Source organism: Rhodococcus sp. H29-C3, assembly GCF_030063405.1.
Lineage (GTDB): Bacteria > Actinomycetota > Actinomycetes > Mycobacteriales > Mycobacteriaceae > Rhodococcoides.
This window is the reverse complement of sequence record NZ_JASITC010000005.1, coordinates 428,773-453,669: the sequence shown is the minus strand read 5'-3', so window position 1 is coordinate 453,669 and position 24,897 is coordinate 428,773. Positions and strand designations below refer to the sequence as shown.

Sequence of the window (24,897 nt, the reverse complement as noted above, 5' to 3'; positions counted from 1 at the left end):
CCCGGCAACTACCCCCCACCTCCCGGCAACTACCCCCCACCTCCCGGAAACTACGGGGCACACGGATCCGGATTCGGTGGTGGACTGCCCCCGACGCTCGACGTCGGCGGTGCGATTTCCTTCGGCTGGAACAAGTTCAAGGACAACGCAGGCGTGTGGGTCGGTATCGTCCTCATTGCTGCAGTCCTTCAGCTGGTCATCAATCTGATCTTCGGCGGATTCGACACTTCCGGGGACTTCTCGTCGAGTTTCGATGTTCTGGGAATCATCGGCACGCTTGTCGGTGCGGTCGTGACCTACCTGATCCAGGCTGCGATGGTTCGCGGTGCATTGCACGAGGTCGACGGGACCAAGCCCACGATCGGATCGATCTTCCAATTCGCCAATGTGGCAGCGATCATCATCGCCAGCGTGCTGATCGGGATCATGGCGACGATCGGCTTCGTGCTGCTGATCATCCCGGGCATCATCGTGGTGTTTCTGACGTGGTGGACGCTTCAGTTCGTGGTCGACCGCAACGAGGATGCGATCACTGCAATCAAGTCGAGTTTCAGGGCAATTTCGTCGAACGCGGGCCAGTTGTTCTTGCTTGCGCTCGCACTCGTCGGAATCAACATTCTCGGCGCGATCCCATGCGGGCTAGGATTACTGGTGACCATTCCGATCACCATCATTGCGTCGACGTATGCCTACCGCATCGTGACGAGCGGACAGCCGGTCGCCTGAGCCTTCGGCCGAACAAGTGAAAGGGCCCCGATTCTCTCCTGAGAGAATCGGGGCCCTTTCACTGTGATGTCGACTATCGAGCAGCCGAAGGCTCATCCTTTTCGGTCTGCGCGGATTCCTTCTTCTCGGGCTTGGCGTCCTTCTCCGGCTTGGCGTCTATGCCGGATTCCTTACGCTGCAGCGGCGTGATCGGCGCCGGTGCGTCGGTCAACGGGTCGACGCCGCCGCCGGACTTGGGGAATGCGATGACCTCGCGGATGGAGTCGACTCCGGCGAGTAGTGCAGTGATCCGGTCCCAACCGAATGCGATTCCGCCGTGCGGTGGCGCTCCGTAGCTGAAAGCGTCGAGCAGGAATCCGAACTTCTCTTGTGCCTCGGCTTCACCGATCCCCATCACCGCGAACACGCGTTCCTGAATGTCCTTGCGGTGGATGCGAATACTGCCGCCACCGATTTCGTTGCCGTTGCAGACGATGTCGTAGGCGTAGGCGAGCGCCGAACCGGGGTCGGTGTCGAAGGTCGCCATCGAGTCCGGCTTCGGCGAAGTGAAGGCATGGTGCACGGCCGTCCACGCCCCGGAGCCGACGGCAACGTCACCGCTCGCCGTCGCGTCGGACGTCGGCTCGAACAGTGGTGCATCGACGACCCAGACGAACGCCCAAGCCTTCGGGTCGATCAGGTCGAGTTTGCGCGCGATTTCACCACGCACCGCACCGAGTAGTCCGCGCGAGCCCTTGATCGGTCCCGCGGAGAAGAAGATTGCATCACCGGGCTTGGCGCCGACGTGAGCTGCGAGGCCGTCACGCTCGGTATCGGTGAGATTCTTCGCTACCGGTCCACCGAGGCTTCCGTCCTCGCCGACGAGTACATAGGCAAGTCCCTTGTGCCCGCGCTGCTTGGCGAACTCCTGCCATTTGTCGAGCTGCTTACGCGGCTGTGATGCGCCACCCGGCATCACTACCGCTCCGACGTACGGTGCCTGGAATACCCGGAAAGTCGTGTCGGCGAAGAAGTCGGTGCATTCGACGAGTTCGATCTCGAACCGAAGGTCCGGCTTGTCCGACCCGTAACGTCTCATCGAGTCGGCGTACGTGATTCGCGGAATCTTGTCGGCGATCTCGTAGCCGACCAGTTTCCACAGTGCCGCGAGGATCTCCTCGGCCAGCAAAATGACGTCTTCCTGGGTGACGAAACTCATTTCGACGTCGAGCTGGGTGAACTCGGGCTGGCGATCGGCCCGGAAATCTTCGTCTCGGTAGCAGCGTGCGATCTGGTAGTACCGCTCGATTCCACCGACCATCAGTAGCTGCTTGAACAGCTGAGGACTCTGCGGGAGTGCGTAGAAACTACCCGGCTGCAAACGTGCAGGCACGAGAAAATCCCGTGCACCTTCCGGCGTGGACCTCGTCAAAGTGGGTGTCTCGACCTCGACGAACTCATGGTGCGCCAAAACACTGCGTGCTGCAGCATTGACATGCGATCGCAGACGGATGGCGCTTCCCGGGCCCTCGCGACGTAAATCGAGGTACCGGTACTTCAGGCGAGCTTCCTCGCCCGGCTGCTCATCGAGCTGGAACGGAAGCGGGGCACTCTCGGCGAGAACTTCGATCGCGGATGCGTCGACCTCGATGGCGCCGGTCGGAATCTCGAAATTCTGGTTGCCGTCCGGCCTGGTCTCGACCTTGCCGGTCACCTTCACCACGTATTCCGCCCTTAGGCGGTGGGCCTGCTCGGCGACGGCGCCTTCACGGAAGACGACCTGAGCGACGCCGGACGCGTCACGAAGATCGATGAAAATGACACCGCCGTGATCGCGTCGCCGCGCAACCCAACCCGTCAGGGTGACTGTTCGGTCGACGTGCTCGGGTCGAAGTGAGCCGGCGAGGTGGGTGCGCAGCACGGGTTTCCTTTCACAAAATTTCACAAAGCGTGTTCGTCGGTAACCGATCCTACGGAGACACCTAGGCCGACCGGAAACGCGATCCCACCACGGCATGCGAAGCTAGTGCCCGACCACGACGAAGAGCCCACAGAAACAGACCCCCAAGAGAGGATTTCGGCGATGACCTTCAACGAGGGTGCTCGTATGCAACCTGGCCGGGTGTCGACCGGCGGGGGCGGTGGCGGACGAGGCGGCAAGCTCGCTCTGGGCGGTGGCGCAGGCGGCCTGGTCATTCTGGTCTTGGCCTTGCTTTTCGGTGGAGATCCGGGGTCCGTTCTCGGTCAACTCAGCGGCTCTACCGACAATGCAGGTCAGTCGCAGGCAGGCGGCGCGGTGGAGAACTGCGAGACGGGCGCCGACGCCAATGCGAATGTCGACTGCCGAATCGTCGGAACGGTGCAGAGCTTGGACACGGTGTGGGAATCCGAACTCCAATCGCAGACCGGGGTCGCGTATGTGCAGCCGGCCGTCGAGCTGTTCACCGGTTCGATCAGCACGGGATGCGGCAACGCCACCAGTGCTGTCGGCCCGTTCTATTGCCCTGCCGACTCGACAGCTTATTTCGACTCGAGCTTCTTTCAGGTCCTCGTCGACCAGTTCGGATCCAGCGGCGGACCTCTGGCACAGGAATACGTTGTGGCGCACGAGGTAGGCCACCATATCCAGAACCAGCTCGGCGACATCGGCCGCGCGCAAGCGGATCCACAGGGCCCGCAATCAGGTGCTGTCCGAGTCGAGCTGCAAGCGGACTGCTACGCAGGGGTCTGGGCGCATCATGCTGCGACGATTCCTGCACAGGACACCGGTATTCCCTTCCTCGCGCCGTTGACCGACACCGATATCCGCGACGCCTTGTCCGCAGCGTCCTCGGTCGGTGACGATCGGATACAGCAGGCGTCGAGTGGCCGGGTCAATCCGGAAGGTTGGACCCATGGCTCGTCCGAGCAACGACAGAAATGGTTCCTCGCGGGTTATCGGACGGGCCAGGTCGCGGCCTGCGATACGTTTTCGGCGCGCGATCTACTCAATCCTCCCGCGCTCACCCGGTGACGATCAGAACAACGTGAGGGCAGCGACCGGTACATCGATCGTCGATGCTGCCCGTACAGGAGTGTTCTCCGGCAGAGATCGAGTGTCCCCGGGCGCAAATCCGTGACGGTCGAGGAGAGGGTCGATTCGTTCGCGAAACCACCTCGTGTACTCGGGGGTGACGTAGGACCCGCGTCCATAGAGTTGCCGGTACCGCCGGACCAGGGCGGGGTGTTGCTCGGCCAGCCAGGACATGAACCAATCCTTGGTCGAGGACCGTAGGTGCATCGGCAACGCGGTCACCGACGTGGCACCTGCCTCGGCCAACGCCTCGAGCAGTCCGTCGAGCTGCTTGGCTCCGTCCGTCAGGAATGGGATGACCGGTGCCACCATCACAGCGCATGGCAAACCTGCCTCCCGAATCGAACGGATCAGATCCAGCCGGGCCCGCGGACTCGGAGTCCCGGGTTCCAACTGTTTCTGCAGATCCGCGTCGTGGATAGCGAGGCTGATACTGATGCGCACATCCACCTCCCGAGCCGCGAGCGTCAGCAGGGGCAGATCACGCCGCAGCAACGTGCCTTTGGTCAGAATCGAGAACGGTGTCCCGGACTCCGCCAGTGCTCGGATGATGCCCGGCATCAGCCGGTAGCGCCCCTCCGCGCGCTGGTAGGGATCGGTATTGGTTCCCAGCGCAACCGGTTCACACTTCCACGATCTTCGAGAAAGTTCCTTGCGGAGCACCGCAGCAATGTTGGTCTTGACGACGATCTGCGAATCGAAATCGTTGCCGGAGTCCAATCCGAGATACTCGTGGGTGGGGCGCGCGAAGCAATAGCGGCACGCATGCGAACAACCACGCGCAGGGTTGATCGTCCAGGTGAAAGGTAAGGAGGCGTCACCGGAAATCTTGTTCAATGCGCTTTTGCACAGCACCTCGTGGAACGTGATGCCCTCGAACTCCGGCGTTTGCACGCTACGCACGAGGCCTGCACGTTCCAAACCCGGTAAGGCGTCCTCGTCGGCAGCGTCGAGTGTTTGTCCCGCCCATCGCATGCACACAGTCGAACATTTGTTCTATGTCATGTCAAGACGCAACGAGGCGTGCACCTTTCGCTTCGCGGAGCACTAGGCGGGTGCGACAAATGCGACGAAGGATAGCGTGTACCCACTGCCCGAACAAGAAGGAGCACTTCTCGCCGTGACTGCACCGAATATCCCGACGCTCGAACCGATCCTGCGACTCGGCGTGGCTCTCGGAATTCCGATCGACATCGGTGGTGTACCCACGGGAGAACGAGTCGTCATCCCCATTCTCGGCGGCGCCGCGCCCGGACCCGACATCGAAGGCACGCTGGCCGGCACTTCGTCCGTCTTCGGATTGACGCGATCGGATGGCTGCACCGAATTCAGCGCCGAGCTCACTCTCGAACTGACGATGGGAGGATATCTCTCACTGTCGTACCGCGGACTCCAGTTCGGCCCGGCCGATGTCATCGCGGCGCTGGGAGGGACCGAAGAAGTCGATCCGGCCACGTACTACTTCCGCGGGACTCTGGACATCGCGACCTCCGTGCCGCAGTTCACCTACCTCAACCGCGCGCTGGTGGTGACGTCCGGCTCACGATCGGCCGAAGCTGTTGTGCTCGACGCATTCCTGGTGACCTGACCCATCAGCTCGACAGTTCGGCGACTTCGCGATCGGTCAAAGTGGCCAGCGGAGTTCGTCCCGTCGAGCGGACCAGCTCGATGGCTCGAAACAGGGGCCGCTCGTGTAGACCCGCGTCGCGCGCTTCTGCCTTGAGCTGATCGACCAGAACCGATGCGATCGCGGCCGCCGGAACCAACTCGGTGGTCCAGAGCACGTCGGCGAGCTTGCGCAAAGACAGGATCGGCAGCTCTCGGCCACCGCCCTGGGTGTAAAGCGCAAGTGCGATCGTGACGCGAGAGTTGCCGTCGTACAATCGGAGAGTGACGTTGTCGATCCGAGCGGTCCGCACCTGAATCTCGGCCGTCACGACCTTCGGCACCGACAACTGCTTCGTCCGGAAGCCGCCGCGAACATGAATAGTGTTGCCGCTCAGCCATATTCGACGCCGCAACACTATCCATGTCGAGACCACCGTCGGCACCACGACAATGACACCGAGCACGACGGCCACAACCACGGGTAGGAAAAAGCTCGCGATGACTGCGAGCAGGATCGCGACCACTACTGCGCCGACCATGATCTTCATCAGCCGTGGTCTGATGAACTCGACTGGGACCAAATCGAGATCGACGCGATCCGAGCCGTCAGTCGGCAAGACGCGCCTCCAGATGATCGACGACGCCATCCAACGAAACCTGCTGCTGTTCACCGGTGGCAAGTTCTTTGACAACGATGCACGTCTCGGCAAGTTCCTTGTCGCCGAGTACCAAAGCGAAGCGCGCTCCCGACCGATCGGCCGCCTTCATTGCTCCCTTCACACCACGATTTCCGTAGGCCAGGTCGACGCTGATTCCTTTTCGTCGCAACTCCCCCGCGATGGCTACGATCTTCGCTTTCGCTTCCAAACCGAGCGGAACCCCGAAGACTGCACACCTGGCGGAAGCACCTGCCGATGCGCCCTCGGCTGCAAGAGCGAGCATCGTACGATCGACGCCCAGCCCGAATCCGATTCCCGAAAGCTCCTGGCCACCCAACTGCGCCATGAGCCCGTCGTAGCGGCCGCCGCCGCCTATTCCGGACTGGGCACCGAGGCCGTCGTGCACGAATTCGAATGTGGTTTTCGTGTAGTAGTCGAGCCCTCGCACCATGCGCGGATTTACGACGTAGGTAACTTTCATCGCGTCCAGGTGGGCGAGCACCTCGTCGAAGTGCGCCTTGGCGGAATCGGAAAGATGATCGAGCATCAGCGGTGCATCAGCGGTCATCTCGCGGACTTCCGGCCGCTTGTCGTCCAGCACACGCAACGGGTTGATCTCCGCGCGGCGTCGAGTGTCCTCGTCGAGCGGCAGGGCGAACAAGAACTCCTGCAGTCGCTCTCGGTATTGCGGGCGACAGGTGTCGTCACCGAGCGAGGTGATCTCGAGCCTGAAGTCGGTCAACCCGACACTACGAAACCCGGTGTCGGCGACTGCGATCACTTCGGCGTCCAGGGCTGGATCATCTACACCGATCGCCTCGACTCCCACTTGTTGCAGCTGACGGTAGCGGCCGGCTTGCGGCCGCTCGTAGCGGAAGAAGGGGCCGGCATATGCCAGCTTCACCGGAAGTGCCCCTCGATCGAGGCCGTGTTCGATTACCGCGCGCATCACCCCGGCAGTGCCTTCCGGCCGGAGGGTGACCGATCGGTCCCCTCGATCGGCGAAGGTGTACATCTCTTTGCTGACCACGTCGGTCGACTCGCCGACGCCGCGGGCGAAGAGGCCGGTGTCCTCGAATATCGGCAGTTCGATATGCCCGTACCCCGCATTTCGCGCTGCGGTCAGGAACCCCTCTCGAACAGCGACGAATTCGGCGGAGTTCGGCGGAAAGTAGTCGGGAACACCCTTGGGTGCAGAGAAGGTCGTCGGCTTGCTCACGAGTGCATATTTCCTTGTTCGGGACCGGACAGTCCAACGAGAAACGGATTGGACGCGCGTTCTTGGCCGATGGAGCTCTGGCCGCCATGTCCGGGAAGGATCACGGTGTCGTCGGCCAGTGGTAGCAGCGACCGGCCTATCGAGCGGAGTAGCTGGTCATGGTCACCACCGGGGAGGTCGCTGCGGCCGATCGAACCGGCGAAGAGAGTGTCCCCGGTCAAAGCAATGGACACATCCCCGTCCGGCGCATCGATCGTTGTCGTGAATACCACCGAACCCTGAGTGTGGCCCGGCGTGCGCAGCACGCCGAACGTGATTCCGGCGAGTTCGAGAGTCATTCCGTCCTCGAGATCGAGCACCTCGTCCGGCTCGTGGAACTCGGCGTCACCCAACATCGCGGCCAATGCCGGCCCGGTCCCTCGAATCGGATCCGAAAGCATGTAGCGGTCCTCTGCCTGAATGTAGGCGGGGATCCCGAACTTGCTGCAGACAGGTTCCACGGACCACGTGTGATCGAGGTGCCCATGAGTGAGGAGCACAGCAACCGGCGTCGTGTTCGAGGAGTTCAAGAACTCGAACAGGGGCTCTGCCGCATCCTGACCGGGATCGACGACGACGCATTCTTTTGCCCCGTCCTGGGCGAGGATGTAGCAGTTGGTCTGAAACATTCCCGCCGGGAATCCGGTGACGAGCACAGCTGTAGCTCCTAGATCGGTCTGGCACGGTCTTTTCTTCAGCCTAGTTGCACGGTGTCCACACTGACATCGCCAGTGCCTGGCGCTGCGTGCCGCGGTGCCCGTCAGAGTGTTCTCAGGATGTAATGGCACACTCACTGACGGCCGGTTTCGGCTCCGAACAGCCGGATCGAGCGCCGGTAATCGATCGAGGACAAGCGGGAGGACAGGCGAATTGCCCAGCAACGAGCAACGGCGTGAGACAGCGAAAAAGAAGCTCGAGCGACAACTCGAACGCCGAGCAGAGCGAGCCAAGAAGCGTAAACAGCTGACGATCGCCGGGTCTGTTCTGGGCGTGGCCGTCGTAATCGGCGCGGTCGCAGTCGTTTTCGCGATCACCCGAGGTGGCGACGAACCCGAGACGACTGCATCGGACACTCCTTCTGCAGACACGCTCATCACCGACGGCCGCTCCGAGCCGCTTCCGGAGACCGTGAACTGCGCGTACCCGGCGGCACAGGCACCGGCGGCGAAGCCGAACACGCCACCCCGCACCGACGCGATTCCGACGAGCGACGAGCCCCTGAGCTACAGCATGGAAACCTCGCAGGGCAACATCGGGCTCACGCTGAACAACCCGCAGGCGCCGTGCACTGTCAACAGCTTCGTTTCACTCGCAAACCAGGGATACTTCGACGGAACCTCCTGCCACCGTCTCACGACATCTGCTGGCCTGCAGGTGCTCCAGTGCGGAGATCCTGCGGGTACCGGTCAAGGCGGACCCGGTTACGAGTTCGCCGATGAGTTCCCGGTCGACCAATACAACGTCGGTGACCCTGCAGCCAGCCAGCCGATCTCCTATCCCCGCGGCACCATCGCCATGGCAAATGCCGGGTCCGGCACCAACGGAAGCCAGTTCTTCCTCGTCTTCGGTGATTCGAAGCTGCCTCCCGCGTACACGGCGTTCGGAACCATCGACGAGACTGGACTGCAGACTCTCGACAAGATCGCAGCAGGCGGGGCCGAAGGCGGCGCCCAGGACGGTAAGCCGGCCCTTCCAGTGGATATCACGAGCGTGGTGAGCGACCTGTGATCACGCGGTCGGCATTGTTCGTTGCTGCCGGCGCGGTAGCCGTGCTCGTGGCCGGTTGCTCGTCGGACACATCGGGCACCGCGACATCCACTACGACGGCGGCAGCATCGACGCCGAAGGCGACCAGCGCCGCACCCGAGCCGGAGTTGGATCTGAGCCAGTTCGGAGCACTGCCCGCGGTCCCTACGCCCGAATCACCGACTACGAGTTGTGACTATCCTGCGGCAAGTCCTGCCGTCCGAGACAACAACCCTCCGACGACGGACGATGTGTCCGCCGAAGGGACGGTCGAAGTGGCGATGACGACGAGCCAGGGGCCGATCGGATTGACCTTGGACCGGTCCGATGCACCCTGCACTGTCAACAGCTTCACCAACTTGGCAGCTCAGAGCTATTTCGACGACACCCCGTGTCATCGTCTGACCACCTCCCCTGGCTTGGAGGTTCTCCAGTGTGGTGATCCTTCGGGCAAGGGAAGCAGAGGCCCGGGTTACGAATACCCGAACGAATACCCGACGACGGCCTACCCCGCCGATGACCCCGCCGCGTCGACGCCGGTTGTGTACCCGCGCGGAACGCTCGCGATGGCGAATGCCGGACCCGACACGAACGGGAGCCAGTTCTTCCTCGTCTACGAGAACTCGGTGCTACCTCCGCAGTACACCGTCTTCGGGACGATTTCTGCCGAGGGACTCGCCACGCTCGACAAGGTCGCTGCGGCAGGGGTCGTAACTCCCGGCGGCGACGGCGCACCGAACGCAGCTGTGACAATTCAAACCGTCAACTAGAGCCGACGCCAGTCCACTGGCACGGTCGAGCGCGCGTACACGCCGTCCGACCGTGCCAGTGGAGGTTCAGGCCGCCGAGGTCAGGCGGTAGACGTCGAAGACGCCTTCGACGTTGCGGACGACGTTGAGAACATGCCCAAGGTGCTTCGGGTCGCCCATCTCGAAGGTGAACTTGCTGATAGCAACTCGATCACCCGAAGTCGCCACCGATGCCGACAGAATGTTGACTTTCTCGTCGGCCAGAGCCTTCGTGACATCGGAGAGCAGTCGGTGCCGATCGAGGGCCTCGATCTGGATGGCGACCAGGAAGACCGATGATGCCGACGGCGCCCATTGCACGTCGACGAACCGTTCGGACTGCTCCTCCAGCGACTTGGCGTTGGTGCAGTCGGTTCGGTGCACGCTGACCGAACCTCCGCGGGTGACGAATCCGAGGATCTCGTCACCCGGAACCGGTGTACAGCATTTGGCCAGCTTCGCCACGATGCCTTCGGAGCCCGAGACGAGCACGCCTGCATCACCGATATGTCGGGCCCGGGTCGGAATCGTCGACGGTGTCGAACGTTCGGCAAGCTCTTCCTCGACGTCGCCTACCCCGCCCAGGTGAGCAACCAGGCGTTGTACGACGTGCTGGGCAGAGACGTGGCTTTCACCGACCGCCGTGTACAGCGCGGAGACATCCACATAGCGCAATTCGTGGGCGATGGTGGACATCGATTCCGCGTTCATCAGGCGCTGAAGTGGCAGACCTCCACGACGGACTTCCTTGGCGATCGAGTCCTTCCCGGCTTCCAGTGCCTCTTCGCGGCGTTCCTTGGCGAACCACTGTCTGATCTTCGATTTGGCACGCGGAGATACTACGAAACCTTGCCAATCACGGCTGGGACCCGCGGTGGCGGCCTTGGAGGTGAAAACCTCGACCACCTCGCCGTTGTCCAAGGTGCGTTCCAGTGCGACGAGCCTGCCGTTGACGCGCGCCCCTATGCAACGATGCCCCACTTCGGTGTGGACCGCGTATGCGAAGTCGACCGGGCAGGAACCCGCAGGCAGGGTTACAACGTCACCCTTCGGGGTGAACACGAAGATCTCTTTGACTGCGAGGTCATAACGCAGAGATTCGAGGAACTCCCCCGGATCCGCTGCCTCACGCTGCCAGTCGAGCAGTTGACGCATCCAGGCCATGTCGTCGACCTCGGCGTTGTCATTGCCGTGCTTGCCTCGGGTCTCCTTGTATCGCCAGTGCGCGGCAATACCGAACTCCGCTGTCCTGTGCATCTCCCGGGTACGGATCTGCACCTCGAGTGGTTTACCCTCGGGCCCGACCACAGTTGTGTGGAGCGATTGGTAGACGCCGTATCGGGGCTGGGCGATGTAATCCTTGAAGCGGCCGGCCATCGGCTGCCACAACGAGTGCACGACGCCGACCGCCGCGTAGCAGTCACGAATTTCGTCGCACAGAATGCGAACGCCGACGAGGTCGTGAATGTCGTCGAAGTCGCGTCCTTTGACGATCATCTTCTGATAAATCGACCAGTAGTGTTTCGGGCGCCCCTCCACCACGGCGCTGATACGCGACGCCGACAACGATGCGTTGATTTCCGCGCGAACCTTCTCGAGGTACGTGTCACGGGAAGGCGCCCGGTCCGCGACGAGTCGGACGATCTCGTCGTACTTCTTGGGGTGCAGGATTGCGAACGCCAAGTCTTCGAGCTCCCACTTGACCGTCGCCATTCCCAACCGATGAGCTAGCGGCGCAATAACTTCCAAGGTTTCCTTGGCCTTGCGCGCCTGCTTCTCCGGTGGGAGAAACCTCATGGTCCGCATATTGTGAAGCCGGTCGGCGACTTTGATCACCAACACGCGGGGATCGCGTGCCATGGCAATGATCATCTTGCGAATGGTCTCGCCTTCGGCTGCGGTGCCGAGCGCTACTTTGTCGAGTTTGGTGACCCCGTCGACGAGATGCGCGACCTCCTCACCGAACTCCTCGGTGAGTTGCGGGAGCGAGTATCCCGTGTCCTCGACAGTGTCGTGCAGCAGTGCAGCGACAAGCGTGGTCGTATCCATCCCGAGCTCGGCGAGGATGTTCGCCACTGCAAGCGGATGCGTGATGTAGGGATCGCCCGACTTGCGCATCTGCGTAGCGTGCCGCTCGTCGGCGACATCGTAGGCACGTTGCAGCAACGCAAGATCGGCCTTCGGGTACAGGTCCCGATGCAGACTGACGAGAGGCTCGAGAACCGGTTTGACGGCGGCCGAGCGACCAGCGGTGATCCGGCGCGCCAGACGAGCGCGAACCCTTCTCGATGCCGACGTAGGAACAGCCGGCACAGACCCGCGTCCGGCTGTCGCCGGAGCGGCCGCATCGGCCGTATTCGATTCGGGCGTCGCGGAATCCGAAGCGGGCCGTTCGGGCGAGGGTTGGTCGAGGTAACTGGTCACACTGATCGCCTCCTGCCGCGTTTGAGTTCATGGCCCGGTCTTGCGCCGGGCACAGACGCTCTGTGGTCCGACTTTAGTCCTCACACAGTTTTCAAGGAGGTGAGCGGGTACCCATCACACCTGGAGCGGCCATCGAGCTCCGATATCTCCAGCACCACCGCCGCTCCCACAACCTGTGCTCCACGTGCGCGCAGCAATGTCGCCGTCGCGGCGATCGTGCCCCCGGTCGCCAGCACATCGTCGACGACGAGGATGCGCCGACCTATCAAGTCGATGGATTCGGGAATTTCCAGTTGGGCGGATCCATATTCGAGCTCGTACCGCTGCGATACGACGGGCGGAGGCAGTTTGCCGGCTTTGCGCACGGCGAGAACACCCGATCCGAGCGCAAGTGCAACGCCCGCGCCGAGCAGAAACCCGCGAGCATCGATACCTGCCACGAGGTCCGCGCCCGCTCCCGCGACTGCCAGCGCTTCGATGACCGTCGAGAGCCCGTCCGCATCGGCGAACACCGGTGTCAAATCGGCGAAACGTACACCCTGGACCGGGAAGTCGTCTGCCCAGCGGACCAATCGATCGATGTTTGCCGAGGCGGTCTCGGCCGACGCGTTTGCGTTGAAAGTTGTTTCACTGTGTTTGCTCACCGGAGGAGTATCCACCGATCCATATTCCATCCCGCACCCGCCGCGGTCGGATTGGCGACGACGTTCTTCATGCCGTCCGATACCAGGAGCATCCTCGGCTGGTTGAACAGCGGTAACGACGGCATGTCGTTCCACAGAATGTTCTCGCCCTCCGTCGCTACCGCAAGAGAAGTTGCATCGGATGTATCGACGGCAAGCTGATCCACGATTGCATTCACCCGACCGTTGTCGTAACCGCCCACGTTGCTACCGACGCCACCACGCAGGCTGTACCGAGCTGCCGCGTCGGATACGGCGCCCGCCGCTCCCGACGCTGACGCTGCCGATCCGAGTACCACGTCGACTTCACCCCGTTGGAGGGCAGAGGGAGAGAACTGCGCCGACGAAGCGTCGACAACGTTGATTCCTGCTGGACCGCACGAGGCAGCGATGGTCTCCACGATGTCCCCTCGACGTGCATCCGGAGCGAGGTATCCGATCCGGATCGTCGGGTTCGTCACACCGGCGGCCCGAAGTTCGGACGACGATGCGGTCGTGTCCGGCTGGCGATAACGTCCGGCCGCAGTAGCCGCCACCGGCGGGTAGAGCAGGGTGTCGGACTGCACAAGTCTGGCGTCGACGACACCGGATCCTGTCCCGACGCTTTTCTCGTATCCGGAATGTCCTACCTCGTCGAACAACTGTTGGCGCGGAACGCACGAGGCAAGCGCTCGCCGAACCGCCGGCGGAGAGAGGGCTCCTCCGGTAGCGAACGTCAACTGTTCGACACCCATCGACGGAAAGTCGGTGCGGTCGAATCCGCCGGTGGGTTCATCTCCCCCGGCACCGGCGTCCACGACCTCGAGATCACCTGCTTCGCTCCGTGCCGGGATATCGGTTCCCTTGGGCCAGATGACGATTCGTTCCGTCTCTGGTGGGACGCCCCACCATTTGTCATTGGCAACCAGCACCAGCCCGCCGTCTGCGGTGTAGGAATCGACACGGTAGGGGCCGTTGGACGGCATGAGGGATGTATCGATCGCGTCGGGAGCGAAGTTCCAACCGGCGTTCCAGAAATCGGCGATCCGACTCACCGCACCCAAGTCCCCAGTGTTGATCGGGTCGACGATGTTGGGGACGTTCGCCGCACGCGCGACGATGTGTGCCGGTAGCAGAGCTGTCGCGCCGAACAAGCTGCGCCAGTCCAGGTAGGACCGCCCGGGCGCAAAGGTCACGGTGGCTTCCTTCGTACCGGTCACGCAGTCCACTTTGTCGATGTCCGAGTACCCTGCAGTCGACGCGGCGTCGAACAGCGAAGAATTGTCCGCACCGGACACGAAACGGCCACTCTCGGCAGCCCAGGCCAACACGAGGTCGTCGCAGGTCATCGGGACGCCGTCGGAGTAGACGGCCTGTGGAGCTATCACATAACGAACGGTCAGGGCGCCGCCGGGCACCACCGACGCGCTCCCAATGTCGTTGTCGGACAGCGCCTCTCCCTCGGGTCCGAGATAGCTGAATCCGGTCTGGACGCGCGGGAACGCCTGGCGCGCACCGGACGCCGCGCCGTCCACAGTTCGAGCGTTGTACGTGGACACGACATTGTCGACGGCGTACCCGATGGACGGAACTGGATCCTCGCCGGCCGAGCACCCCGCGGCAGTAGCCACGGTGACGGTGGCAGCCAGTCCAGCCGCCACCGCCTTTGTGACACTTGTTCGACAGACTCGCACGTGATCAACGCCTCTTCTTGTTGCGCTTTCCTGTCGGCCTCGAGCCTGGCTGCGGTGTGGCCGGAGCGGACACGGTAGCGGCCGAGGACTCGACCATGCCGACAACCCCTCCGCGCTGTGCAGCCTCAGCTCGTTTGGCCATCACCGTCTTGGTATGAACGGCGACCGGCCCCCACTTTTCCTTGATGGTCACGAGCAGCGGTGTAGCAAAGAAGATAGACGAATACGCGCCCACGATCATGCCCACCAACTGTACGAGTGCGAGGTCCTTCAACGTTCCGACTCCGAGCAGCCATACAGCGACGACCATCAAAGCCAGCACCGGCAGGACGCCGATCACCGTCGTGTTGATCGAGCGCATGAGCGTCTGGTTGACGGCAAGGTTCGCCTGTTCTGCGTAGGTCTTGCGCCTGAGATTCAGAATCCCTCTCGTGTTCTCTTCGACCTTGTCGAACACCACCACGGAGTCGTACAGCGAGAAGCCGAGGATGGTCAACAAACCGATCACTGTCGCGGGCGTGACCTCGAACCCGACCAGCGAATAGACACCTGCCGTGACGAACAGGTCGAACACCAGCGCCGCGAGGGCAGCGATCGCCATGTCCCGTTCGTATCTGATGGAGATGTAGATGCTGACGATGACGAGGAACACCAACAGCGCGATCAATGCTTTCTGGGTGATCTGTCCGCCCCAGGTCTCGCTCACGTCGGAGATGCTGATCGCATTCGGTGACGCAACTCCGTTCCCGTCGACCGGCATGAAGGAATCGAACAGAGCGGTCTTGACCGAATTCACTTCGGCAGCATCGAGGGCCTCGGAACGAACCTGCACGGTGGCAGCCGCGCCGGAACCGACGGTCTGTACCGACACCGGATCGAATCCGAGGGTGTCGGCGAACACTGTCTCGACCTGCTCGGTGCTGACGTTGTCCGCGGCCGGGATCTGAATCCGGGTGCCGCCTTCGAAATCGATCCCGAGGGTGAATCCACGGACGGCGATGCTCAACAGGCAGATCAAGACGATCGTTGCGGTCAAGATGTAATAGAAGCGACGTCGACCGACGATCTCGAAAGCTCCGGTACCCGTGTACAGCCGATTCATCCAGCTGTGCTGCGGCTGATCCATCTGTTCGGCACCGGAATCCGTCAGCAGTGTCGAGGTCGGTCCTGAAGTGTTCTTCTCCGGTGAATCGGACATATCACGCCCCCTTGGTCGACGCGTCGGCCGATACCGTACTCGATGTCGTTCGGGCAGCCGCCCGCTTGCGTTCCTGCGCGACCTCCGCCACTGCGCCGAGGCCGTTGACACCTGGTTTCGACCAGAATGTCGACTTCGTGCACAGGTAGACCAGCGGCCAGGTCACCAGGAAGACGACCACTACGTCGAGGATCGTCGTCAGGCCGAGAGTGAAGGCAAATCCTCGGACCTGCCCGACGGCAAGTGCATAGAGCACCGCAGCGGCGATGAAGCTGACCGCGTTTCCGGACAGGACGGTCTTTCGCGCACGTGCCCAGCCTCGCGGCACCGCAGATCTGAAGCTTCGACCCTCACGAATCTCGTCCTTGATTCGTTCGAAGAACACGACGAACGAGTCCGCTGTCATACCGATACCGATGATCAACCCGGCAATGCCTGCCAGGTCGAGGGTGAAGCTGATCCACCGTCCGAGCAGAACCAGAATTCCGTAGACCATCAGACCTGCCAGCACCAACGACAGCGCCGTCAGCAGTCCCAATGCGCGGTAGTAGACGAGGCAGTAGAGCAGGACCAACACCAGACCGATGGCGCCGGCGATCAAACCTGCCTCCAACGACGCAAGCCCAAGCGTCGCAGAGACTGTTTCTGCTTCCGAGGAGGCAAAGGACAGCGGCAGTGAACCGTACTTGAGGGTGTTCGCCAACTCCGAGGCGCTCTGCGCGGTGAACTGGCCGGTAATCGAGGTGGCGCTCCCGGCAGGTGTCGCACCCTGGATCTGCGGTGCACTGACGACCTTCGAGTCGAGTGTGAACGCTGCCTGCTTGCCGATGTTGGCGCCAGTGAACTTCGCCCAGGTGTTACTACCTTCCGAGTCGAAACTCAGACTGACCTCGTGGCGCGACTGCTGGCTGTTGAAGCCCGACGTAGCATCGTCGATCTGCTGACCGTCGATGATGCTCGGCCCGAGTACATAGACGGAGGCACCGTCGGTCGAGCACGCAACGAGGGGTAATTCGGGGTCGTCGTTGCCTTGCAGTGGGTCGGGTGCATTGCAATCGATCGTCGCGAGGGCGGCCTGCTGAACCTGAGGGTCCTCGCTCTGCCTTAGCGCCTTCGCCTCGGTGATCTGATTGGCTGCCTCATCGGCTTCGGAGACCTCCGGGGGTGCCACTGCCGCCGGGGCTTCGGGGCTGCCTGGATCGCCGGTGTCAGGAGCCACCGGCACCGGATCGACCGCGCTGGGGTCCTGTGCCGGGAACGGACGGCCCTGAGGTACCGAATCGCCGGCCGGGGCCTGCTCGCCCGCAGCGGGCGCAGGTGCTCCGTTCGCGGGAGCTTGCTGTCCTGCCGCCGGCTGTCCTGCCGCCGGTTGCGCTGCGGTCAACACGGGACGAATGAAAAGCCGTGCGGTCTGGCCGAGCGAACGAGCCTGCGAACTGTCGTCACCGGGAACGGTGATGACGAGATTGTCGCCGTCGATCACCACTTCGGACCCGGACACACCGAGCCCGTTCACGCGAGTCTCGATGATCTGCTGCGCCTGCTTCAGAGAGTCCTGACTCGGCTGGCTGCCGTCAGGCGTCCTGGCGGTAAGCGTGACACGCGTGCCACCCTGCAGGTCGATTCCCAACTTGGGAGTTGGCGACTTGTCTCCGGTGAAAAAGACCAGCGCATACACAGCGGCCATCAATACCGCGAAGACGGCGAGATAGCGGGCTGGATGCACCGATCCGCTGGAAGGTGCCACGGTGTGTGATTCTCCTCTTGGCGTGGGACAACATGCGGTCGATCAGGGGACGCAAGCGGTCTCTGTCGGGTGATACGCGTCGGAACAGGTGATTCCAGACGAACTGGGCAGCATGTGCGCGGCAAGCGAAACCGCTGCCGGAGTTTCCCCGGCAGCGGTTTCGTTCACAGGTCGATCACTCTTTTTCGAGACGACGCGCGCTCTGCTCCACGGTCTCTTCCGAAGACGACGGGGATGCGTCCTTGTCGAGTGTCGTGCTTTTCTCGAGCGACGGAGTCGCGTCGTCGGACTCGATGACGTCCGCGGATCCGGCGAAATCGGAATCGAGATCGTCGGAATCCGGGGGCAAGACCTCTTTCACGACGGCGCGCGACCATGTCGTCACGATGCCGTCGGCGATCTCGAGGTCCACGGTGTCGTCTTCGACCAGCACTACGCGGGCGTACAGACCGGCTGTGGTGACTACTTCGTCACCGACCTTCAGCGAATCCTGCAAAGTCTGAGTCTGGGCAAGAGCCTTCTTTTGGCGCCGGACGTTCAGGAACATCGGCACGAGCAGAGCCACGATGAGAAGGGGGAATAGCAGTTCCATCTTTTACGTCAGTCCTCGAAGTTTCGGTTGTCTATCGGTTTCGGCATTGGTGCCCACGGTGTGTTCACGGTGGTTTCTTACGTTCGCGTACAGCCGAAGTAGGCGACAATTCGGTCACCGCGGCTGTGCTGAAGAACCACGCAAAGAACCAGTGTGCCATTACTGGACCGGTGATCCGGTCAGCTCCCACCGATTATCAGCAGATTATTCGGATAACTCCTGCTGAGCCTCGTTGGTTCGAACGGAAATTCCGCCGATGGCCAGATCAGGCGGCGGTACGAGTCCGAGGTGTTGCCACGCCGCAGCAGTGGCTACTCGACCGCGTGGTGTGCGGGCAACCATCCCGGCGCGAACCAGAAATGGCTCGCACACCTCCTCGACGGTTGCCGGTTCTTCCCCGACGGCCACTGCAAGAGTGGAAACTCCCACCGGTCCGCCGCCGAAACTACGAATCAGCGCGCTGAGCACCGCTCTGTCCAACCGGTCGAGACCGAGTTGATCGACGTCGTAGACCACGAGAGCCGCGCGGGCTGTGGCTTTGGTGATGGTGCCGTCACCGCGTACTTCCGCGTAGTCACGAACTCGGCGCAGTAGCCGGTTGGCGATGCGCGGTGTGCCTCGCGAGCGTCCAGCGATCTCGGTGCACGCAGCCTTGTCGATCGGAACACCGAGTATGCCGGCCGATCGCTGGAGAATGAGTTCCAATTCCGCAGGCTCGTAGAAGTCCATGTGTGCGACGAACCCGAAACGATCACGAAGCGGACCGGTCAGCGCTCCCGATCTAGTAGTAGCCCCTACCAGGGTGAACGGTGCTACTTCGAGGGGAATCGATGTTGCTCCTGGCCCCTTACCCACCACGACGTCGACCCGGAAATCTTCCATGGCCAGGTAGAGCATTTCCTCTGCCGGGCGCGCAATCCGATGTATTTCGTCGATGAAGAGGACATCACCCTCGACGAGATTGCTGAGCATCGCCGCTAGATCGCCGGCTCGCTCGAGCGCCGGGCCCGATGTGAGACGCAACGAGGTGTTCAACTCTTGCGCGATGATCATGGCCATCGAGGTCTTGCCTAGGCCCGGCGGACCGGACATCAAAATATGATCGGGGGTACTGCCGCGCAGCTTGGCGCCTGTCAACACCAACTGCAGTTGCTCACGCACGCGTGGTTGACCGATGAAATCAGTGAGGGTTTTGGGTCTCAGGCTCGTCTCGACATCTGCGTCGTCCGCGATCAACCCGGCCGCGAGCTGCGAATCCGCAAACTCCTCTTCCGGATCTCCGGTCATCTGCTCTTACCCAGATAGGCCAGCGCGGATCGTAGAGCTACCGACGTAGACGCATCGGGACTCTCGACCAAAACCGAATCCGTCGCGTCCTCGGCCTGCTTGGCCGGGAAGCCGAGTCCGGTGAGCGCCTCGACGATCTGGTCACGAACGGAGTTGACCGTTCCGGGTCCGGACTGCACGATCGTGGTGTTCCCTGCTGCCACGATTGCATCGACCTTGTCACGCAATTCCACGATCATGCGCTCGGCACCTCGTTTACCGATTCCCGGAACCCTGGTCAGCGCGGCCACGTTGCTGTCTGCCAGTGCCGTCCGCAGCGCCTGAGGATCGAGTACCGCCAATGTCGCCATGGCAATACGGGGGCCTACGCCGGAGACCGACAGCAATAGTGAGAACAGCTCGCGCGATTCACTGTCCGAAAAGCCGTACAGGGTCATCGAGTCCTCGCGGACGATCATCGTCGTCAGCAATCTCGACGCGGAACCTCGGCTCAACGTGCCGAGTGTGTCTGGCGTCGCATTGATTCGGTATCCGACACCCGATGCCTCGATGACCACGTGATCGAGGGCGATATCGAGGACCTCGCCGCTGATCGAGGAGATCATCGTGCCCCAGCCTCTCCTGCTGCACGAACCGGAGCGGCAGCAACAGCTGCAAGTCTGGCGCGTTCGACCTTCCGCGCTGCCTGTGCTCGCGATTTACGTTCCTCGGCGAGCCGAATCTCGTACTTCCGCTTCTGCTGCGCGGCCATCGCTTCGGCCTGCGCCATTCTGGCAATCATCGGCGCACGCCAACAATGGCAAATGCCCAGTGCCAGCGCATCCGCGGCATCGGCAGGAGTAGGGGCGGTCTGCAGACCGAGAATTCTCATGACCATTGCGGTGACCTGCGCTTTGTCGGCGCTACCGTTACCGGTTACAGCGGCCTTGACCTCGCTCGGAGTGTGAAAACACACGTCGATCCCGCGACGTGCTGCCGCAAGCGCGATAACTCCCCCCGCCTGGGCGGTGCCCATGGCTGTCCGCACGTTGTGCTGCGCAAAAACGCGCTCGATCGCGACCACCGTCGGCTTGTGCGTATCCAGCCAGTACTCCGCTGCCTCGGAGATTCGAAGTAGACGCTGCGCCAGATCCATATCGGGCGGCGTTCGCACCACGTCTACATCGAGCGCCACGACACTGCGACCGGCCCCGCCTTCGATCAAGCTCAGACCGCACCTGGTCAAACCTGGATCGACGCCCATCACTCGCACACTGACACCTTCCGCTTACGAACTTTTGTTCGATAGCGTATCGGAGCGGTGCGACCTATCGGGTGCGCGACACCCGTAAGCGAGATCAGTCTTCGCGCCCCGAACGGTTTCACTCCTCGTCGAGTGCAGCCATCACTTCATCGGACAGTTCGACGTTCGAGTACACGTTCTGCACGTCATCGCTTTCTTCCAATGCGTCGATGAGCTTGAACACCTTGCGGGCACCGTCGACGTCCACGGGAACGGACACCGATGCTTGGAAGGTGGCCTCCGCCGAGTCGTACTCGATGCCGGCTTCCTGCAGTGCAGTGCGGACCGCAACGAGGTCGGTGGGTTCACTGACAATTTCGAAGGTATCTCCGGTGTCGGTGATCTCCTCGGCACCTGCATCGAGGACGGCCATCAGTACGTCGTCCTCGCTTTGCCCGTTCTTCTCCAACGTGACGAGGCCCTTGCGGGTGAACAGGTACGACACCGAGCCCGGATCGGCCATGTTGCCGCCGTTGCGCGTCATGGCGACGCGAACTTCTCCGGCAGCCCGATTTCGGTTGTCGGTCAGGCACTCGATGAGCATCGCCACCCCGCTGGGGCCGTATCCCTCGTACATGATCGTCTGCCAGTCGGCGCCACCGGCTTCTTCACCTGCGCCGCGCTTGCGGGCACGCTCGATGTTGTCGTTGGGAACCGAGGTGCGCTTCGCCTTCTGAATGGCATCGAACAGGGTGGGGTTACCCACCGGATCGCCACCACCGGTGCGAGCCGCCACCTCGATGTTCTTGACGAGTTTGGCGAAGGACTTGCCTCGACGGGCGTCGATTACCGCCTTCTTGTGCTTGGTGGTGGCCCATTTGGAGTGGCCGCTCATGCGATAGAGCCCCTTTCCTGCTTCAGCTAAGTGTTGTGTACTTTACCCATGTGCTCGAGTGACCGGATCCACTATCTCGGTTCCGTCATCCATCGACTGCCATCCATGCGCTACTGCGCCCTGTCGTTCCACTAGGTAGTGCGTACCAAGTCTACGAACAGTTCGTGGACTCGGCGGTCACCGGTGATTTCCGGATGGAAGCTCGTTGCCATCACTGCGCCCTGCCGGACCGCAACGATCCGCCCAGCGGCCGGGCCATCCGGAACTTCGGCCAGAACCTCGACGCCGTTCCCGATTCGTTCCACCCATGGGGCACGAATGAATACCGCGCGTACCTTCTCACCTTCGATGCCCGCGAACGTCAGGTCGGTTTCGAACGAGTCGACCTGCCTGCCGAACGCATTGCGCCGCACAGCGATGTCCAGCGCATCGAGATGCTGGGCGTCGGGACGAGTATCGAAAATCTCCGATGCAAGCAGGATCATCCCCGCGCAGGACCCGTAGGCGGGCAACCCGTCCTTCAGTTTCGCTCTCAGCGGTTCGAGCAACTCGAAGACCGACAGCAGAGTACTCATCGTCGTCGATTCCCCACCGGGAATCACCAATCCGTCTACCTCGTCCAGTTCGCCAGGTCTGCGAACCGTCGTGGCGGTGGCGCCACAAGATTCCAGCGCGGCGAGATGCTCGCGGACGTCCCCCTGCAACGCGAGTACACCGATCTTGGGACCACTCACTGGGGCCTGGCCAGATCTTTGTTCACCCGGTCGGGGTTGCGATCGAAACGCATAAGCCCCTCCTGGACCACGGCAGCGACCATCCGTCCCTGCCGATCGAAGATTCGTCCCTGTGTCAGCGCCCGACCGAAATCAGCGGAGGGCGAAGTCTGGTCGTACAACAACCACTCGTCGGCCCGAAACGGCCGGAGAAACCACAGGGCGTGGTCGAGTGACGCGGTCTGCGTCGACACGTCGGGATGCGGGACCAATGCCGACCCGAGAAGCGTCATATCGCTCATGTAGGCGAGAGTGCAGACGTGAAAAACCTGATTGTCCGGCAGCTTGTCCCGGTACCGAAACCACACGCGCTGTTGGGCGGCAAAATCCGGGTGCTTCTCGGTCTGCTCATCCGGTACCAGCCTGACGTCCCATTCTTTCCACTCTCGAAAGAATGGACTTCCCCCGTCCGGGAGATCACGCGAGTCGGCCAGAGACTCGGGGTCGACGACCTTGGGCATCGTGTCCTGATGCGAAATACCCTCGTCCTCGACATGAAAGGACGCGGACATGGTGAAGATCGGCTTACCAGCCTGAATGCCAGTGACCCGACGCGTGCTGAACGACCTTCCGTCGCGGAGGCGATCCACCAGATAGATCGTCGGCTCGGTCGGGTTGCCCGGCCGAATGAAGTATCCGTGCAAAGAATGGACGCGATACTGCTCGCCTACCGTTCGGACGGCAGAAACCAGCGCTTGTCCGGCTACCTGTCCCCCGAATGTCCGCTGCAGCAGACTGGGAAATGTTCGACCGCGAAAGATGTCGTCCTCGATGCGCTCGAGCTCGAGAATGTCTTCGATACTCGCCATGATCCACCTTTCTGTACCAGCTGCCTGAAGGCTAACAAGGAGATGAACTCGTTCTGCGGCCGCCGCGACTTGAGCCTGTGCAGGAAGGATGTTCTTCTATGACCCAACTCGAACCGATCTCGCCGGCACGACTCGTCGAGACGTTCAGCGCTTTGCTTCCGTCGGGCCGTCGCTGCGTCGCGGTCGTCGACGGGCCAGACGGTGCTGATCCCGTCGACTTCGCCTATCGGACAAGCGCATTCGTTTCCAGTACCGGTCGCCCGTGTTATGTCGTCGACCTTCACGACTTCGTTCGTCCTGCCTCGCTTCGATTCGAGTACTCCAGAACGGACGAAATAACCTATCGCACAGGTTGGTTCGATTTCGACGCGATCGAACGCGAGGTGATCGCCCCACTAAGGCCCGGCGGTCGAGGCCAATTCCTGCCCCGCTTGTGGGACGAGAAGAGCGATCGCTCGGCGCGCGCTACGCTGCACGATGCAGCACAGACACACGTAGTGATCCTTGCCGGACCGATGATGCTGGGCCGAGGCCTCGACGTCGACGCGACGATCAGACTCGACCTCTCGGCAGGCGCATTGCGTCGTCGGACACGGCCAGAGGAACAGTGGACGATCGAGCCACTACTCACCTACTACCGTGAGATGGACCTACGCTTGGGCAATGCGTCCGCGGGACCGGCGCTCTGGGTTCGCTGGGACCATCCCGATCGGCCTGCGGTCCGGCTGGGGTGACGACCCCGGTGAATCCGTCACCGACGAGGATTCACCAGCCGCGCTCGGACAACCTGTGCCCAACCGGGAGATCGTCCACGTTGATTCCCACCATTGCTTCGCCGAGACCGCGCGACACCTTGGCCAGCACATCGGGGTCATCGAAGAAGGTGGTCGCCTTCACGATTGCCTCTGCGCGCTGTTGAGGGTTGCCCGACTTGAAGATTCCCGAACCGACGAACACGCCCTCTGCACCGAGTTGCATCATCATCGCCGCGTCGGCGGGCGTTGCAATGCCGCCTGCAGTGAAGAGCGTGACCGGGAGTTTCCCTGCGCGTGCAACTTCCACGACGAGATCGTAAGGCGCCTGCAATTCCTTTGCTGCAACGTACAACTCGTCCTCGGGAAGCGAGGTGAGTCGGCGAATCTCGTCGCGGATCTTACGCATGTGCGTTGTTGCGTTCGATACGTCTCCGGTGCCTGCCTCGCCCTTGGAGCGGATCATCGCAGCACCTTCGGTGATGCGACGCAGGGCTTCGCCCAGGTTGGTCGCGCCACACACGAACGGGGCGGTGAAGTTCCACTTGTCGATGTGGTTGGCGTAGTCGGCGGGGGTCAGGACCTCGGACTCGTCGATGTAGTCGACCCCGAGACTTTGCAGGATCTGAGCCTCTACGAAGTGGCCGATCCGTGCCTTGGCCATCACCGGAATGCTCACGGTGGCCATGATGCTGTCGATCATGTCCGGATCGCTCATTCGGGACACGCCGCCCTGCGCACGAATGTCTGCCGGGACACGCTCGAGTGCCATCACTGCGACCGCGCCTGCGTCCTCGGCGATCTTGGCCTGCTCAGCGGTGACGACGTCCATGATCACGCCACCCTTCAGCATTTCGGCCATGCCGCGCTTGACGCGGGAGGTTCCGATTCCGGGCTTCGAAACCTTCTCCTGGGAGCCGCTGGTGTCGGTCTCGGTGGGGGTACTCACGGCAAACTCCTGTGTTTGATCGAATGCATTCTCGATGTCGAATCATCCTTCAACGG

The 24,897-nt window shown here is 62.2% G+C and carries 24 protein-coding genes; 6 read left to right on the top strand and 18 right to left on the bottom strand.

Annotation, left to right across the window (positions count from 1 at the left end; translation table 11 throughout):
• The coding region (locus QMK32_RS15180) for a DUF2189 domain-containing protein (RefSeq protein ID WP_283475830.1) at positions 1-726 on the top strand (726 nt) is incomplete at its 5' end.
• A gap of 73 nt (positions 727-799) precedes the next feature.
• On the opposite strand, the gene aspS is transcribed toward QMK32_RS15180, so the two are convergent.
• On the bottom strand, positions 800-2,626 hold the full coding sequence (gene aspS / locus QMK32_RS15175) for an aspartate--tRNA ligase (protein ID WP_283475829.1): 1,827 nt from the start codon (positions 2,624-2,626) through the stop codon (positions 800-802).
• Between the two features lie 162 nt (positions 2,627-2,788).
• Here aspS and ypfJ point away from each other — a divergent pair, with 162 nt between their 5' ends.
• Complete coding sequence (gene ypfJ, locus QMK32_RS15170) at positions 2,789-3,718, top strand: KPN_02809 family neutral zinc metallopeptidase (RefSeq protein WP_283475828.1); 930 nt, start codon at positions 2,789-2,791, stop codon at positions 3,716-3,718.
• 3 nt (positions 3,719-3,721) lie between these two features.
• Here ypfJ and QMK32_RS15165 read toward each other — a convergent pair whose 3' ends face one another.
• Entirely contained in the window at positions 3,722-4,753 is a 1,032-nt protein-coding gene (locus QMK32_RS15165; RefSeq protein WP_283475827.1) for an Rv2578c family radical SAM protein, read from the bottom strand.
• 145 nt (positions 4,754-4,898) lie between these two features.
• On the opposite strand from QMK32_RS15165, the gene QMK32_RS15160 reads away from it, so the two are divergent.
• A complete protein-coding gene (locus QMK32_RS15160; RefSeq protein WP_269305574.1) occupies positions 4,899-5,366 on the top strand; it encodes a DUF3237 family protein in 468 nt (155 codons plus the stop codon).
• Between the two features lie 4 nt (positions 5,367-5,370).
• Here the strand turns inward: QMK32_RS15160 and QMK32_RS15155 are convergent, their stop codons facing one another.
• From QMK32_RS15155 to QMK32_RS15145, 3 genes are read right to left on the bottom strand one after another with little or no spacing between them, the layout of a single operon-like run.
• Positions 5,371-6,003 (bottom strand): hypothetical protein, encoded by a 633-nt coding sequence (locus tag QMK32_RS15155; RefSeq protein ID WP_283475826.1) that lies wholly within the window; start codon positions 6,001-6,003, stop codon positions 5,371-5,373.
• A complete protein-coding gene (gene hisS / locus QMK32_RS15150; protein ID WP_283475825.1) occupies positions 5,993-7,264 on the bottom strand; it encodes a histidine--tRNA ligase in 1,272 nt (423 codons plus the stop codon). Before hisS ends, QMK32_RS15155 begins: the two co-directional genes overlap by 11 nt.
• Positions 7,261-7,959: an MBL fold metallo-hydrolase gene (locus tag QMK32_RS15145; protein ID WP_283475823.1), complete on the bottom strand. Its 699-nt coding sequence runs from the start codon at positions 7,957-7,959 to the stop codon at positions 7,261-7,263. Before QMK32_RS15145 ends, hisS begins: the two co-directional genes overlap by 4 nt.
• Before the next feature lie 214 nt (positions 7,960-8,173).
• On the opposite strand from QMK32_RS15145, the gene QMK32_RS15140 reads away from it, so the two are divergent.
• Positions 8,174-9,031: a peptidylprolyl isomerase gene (locus QMK32_RS15140; protein WP_283475822.1), complete on the top strand. Its 858-nt coding sequence runs from the start codon at positions 8,174-8,176 to the stop codon at positions 9,029-9,031.
• Positions 9,031-9,819: a peptidylprolyl isomerase gene (locus QMK32_RS15135; RefSeq protein ID WP_283475888.1), complete on the top strand. Its 789-nt coding sequence runs from the start codon at positions 9,031-9,033 to the stop codon at positions 9,817-9,819. Before QMK32_RS15140 ends, QMK32_RS15135 begins: the two co-directional genes overlap by 1 nt.
• 66 nt (positions 9,820-9,885) lie before the next feature.
• Here QMK32_RS15135 and QMK32_RS15130 read toward each other — a convergent pair whose 3' ends face one another.
• From QMK32_RS15130 to QMK32_RS15075, 12 genes are all read right to left on the bottom strand, one after another.
• Positions 9,886-12,261: a RelA/SpoT family protein gene (locus tag QMK32_RS15130; protein ID WP_502943617.1), complete on the bottom strand. Its 2,376-nt coding sequence runs from the start codon at positions 12,259-12,261 to the stop codon at positions 9,886-9,888.
• 80 nt (positions 12,262-12,341) lie between these two features.
• Positions 12,342-12,905, bottom strand: a complete 564-nt coding sequence (locus QMK32_RS15125; protein WP_283475821.1) for an adenine phosphoribosyltransferase — start codon at positions 12,903-12,905, stop codon at positions 12,342-12,344.
• Positions 12,902-14,584, bottom strand: a complete 1,683-nt coding sequence (locus tag QMK32_RS15120) for an ABC transporter substrate-binding protein (RefSeq protein WP_283475820.1) — start codon at positions 14,582-14,584, stop codon at positions 12,902-12,904. The genes QMK32_RS15125 and QMK32_RS15120 overlap by 4 nt, the downstream gene beginning before the upstream one ends.
• A gap of 37 nt (positions 14,585-14,621) precedes the next feature.
• Positions 14,622-15,815: a protein translocase subunit SecF gene (secF, locus tag QMK32_RS15115; protein ID WP_283475819.1), complete on the bottom strand. Its 1,194-nt coding sequence runs from the start codon at positions 15,813-15,815 to the stop codon at positions 14,622-14,624.
• Between the two features lies 1 nt (position 15,816).
• Positions 15,817-17,562 carry a protein translocase subunit SecD gene (gene secD, locus QMK32_RS15110; RefSeq protein WP_283475817.1) on the bottom strand — a complete coding sequence of 582 codons (1,746 nt, stop codon included), beginning with the start codon at positions 17,560-17,562 and terminating at the stop codon, positions 15,817-15,819.
• Between the two features lie 175 nt (positions 17,563-17,737).
• Positions 17,738-18,154 (bottom strand): preprotein translocase subunit YajC, encoded by a 417-nt coding sequence (gene yajC, locus QMK32_RS15105; protein WP_283475816.1) that lies wholly within the window; start codon positions 18,152-18,154, stop codon positions 17,738-17,740.
• A 204-nt stretch (positions 18,155-18,358) separates the two neighbouring features.
• Positions 18,359-19,441, bottom strand: a complete 1,083-nt coding sequence (gene ruvB / locus QMK32_RS15100; protein WP_136169109.1) for a Holliday junction branch migration DNA helicase RuvB — start codon at positions 19,439-19,441, stop codon at positions 18,359-18,361.
• Entirely contained in the window at positions 19,438-20,046 is a 609-nt protein-coding gene (gene ruvA / locus QMK32_RS15095; protein WP_283475815.1) for a Holliday junction branch migration protein RuvA, read from the bottom strand. Before ruvA ends, ruvB begins: the two co-directional genes overlap by 4 nt.
• Complete coding sequence (ruvC, locus tag QMK32_RS15090; RefSeq protein WP_283475814.1) at positions 20,043-20,693, bottom strand: crossover junction endodeoxyribonuclease RuvC; 651 nt, start codon at positions 20,691-20,693, stop codon at positions 20,043-20,045. Before ruvC ends, ruvA begins: the two co-directional genes overlap by 4 nt.
• Before the next feature lie 109 nt (positions 20,694-20,802).
• The gene (locus QMK32_RS15085) at positions 20,803-21,558 is read right to left on the bottom strand and encodes a YebC/PmpR family DNA-binding transcriptional regulator (protein ID WP_269305550.1); all 756 of its coding nucleotides are present in this window, start codon (positions 21,556-21,558) and stop codon (positions 20,803-20,805) included.
• Positions 21,559-21,689: 131 nt separating this feature from the next.
• Positions 21,690-22,292 (bottom strand): pyridoxal 5'-phosphate synthase glutaminase subunit PdxT, encoded by a 603-nt coding sequence (pdxT, locus tag QMK32_RS15080; protein ID WP_283475811.1) that lies wholly within the window; start codon positions 22,290-22,292, stop codon positions 21,690-21,692.
• Positions 22,289-23,140, bottom strand: a complete 852-nt coding sequence (locus QMK32_RS15075; protein ID WP_136169114.1) for an acyl-CoA thioesterase — start codon at positions 23,138-23,140, stop codon at positions 22,289-22,291. The genes pdxT and QMK32_RS15075 overlap by 4 nt, the downstream gene beginning before the upstream one ends.
• Positions 23,141-23,238: 98 nt before the next feature.
• Here QMK32_RS15075 and QMK32_RS15070 point away from each other — a divergent pair, with 98 nt between their 5' ends.
• Positions 23,239-23,874, top strand: coding sequence for a nucleoside/nucleotide kinase family protein (locus tag QMK32_RS15070; RefSeq protein WP_283475808.1), 636 nt, complete (start codon positions 23,239-23,241; stop codon positions 23,872-23,874).
• 31 nt (positions 23,875-23,905) lie between these two features.
• Here the strand turns inward: QMK32_RS15070 and pdxS are convergent, their stop codons facing one another.
• Complete coding sequence (pdxS, locus tag QMK32_RS15065) at positions 23,906-24,841, bottom strand: pyridoxal 5'-phosphate synthase lyase subunit PdxS (protein ID WP_442972392.1); 936 nt, start codon at positions 24,839-24,841, stop codon at positions 23,906-23,908.
• Between the last annotated feature and the right edge of the window lie 56 nt (positions 24,842-24,897).

Bases quoted from the DNA above. Each gene is read 5' to 3' on its own strand.
- ypfJ (WP_283475828.1), top strand. From the start codon at position 2,789: ATGACCTTCAACGAGGGTGCTCGTATGCAACCTGGCCGGGTGTCGACC.
- QMK32_RS15165 (WP_283475827.1), bottom strand. From the start codon at position 4,753: ATGCGATGGGCGGGACAAACACTCGACGCTGCCGACGAGGACGCCTTA.
- secF (WP_283475819.1), bottom strand. From the start codon at position 15,815: ATGTCCGATTCACCGGAGAAGAACACTTCAGGACCGACCTCGACACTG.
- yajC (WP_283475816.1), bottom strand. From the start codon at position 18,154: ATGGAACTGCTATTCCCCCTTCTCATCGTGGCTCTGCTCGTGCCGATG.
- ruvB (WP_136169109.1), bottom strand. From the start codon at position 19,441: ATGACCGGAGATCCGGAAGAGGAGTTTGCGGATTCGCAGCTCGCGGCC.
- ruvA (WP_283475815.1), bottom strand. From the start codon at position 20,046: ATGATCTCCTCGATCAGCGGCGAGGTCCTCGATATCGCCCTCGATCAC.
- QMK32_RS15085 (WP_269305550.1), bottom strand. From the start codon at position 21,558: ATGAGCGGCCACTCCAAATGGGCCACCACCAAGCACAAGAAGGCGGTA.
- QMK32_RS15075 (WP_136169114.1), bottom strand. From the start codon at position 23,140: ATGGCGAGTATCGAAGACATTCTCGAGCTCGAGCGCATCGAGGACGAC.
- QMK32_RS15070 (WP_283475808.1), top strand. From the start codon at position 23,239: ATGACCCAACTCGAACCGATCTCGCCGGCACGACTCGTCGAGACGTTC.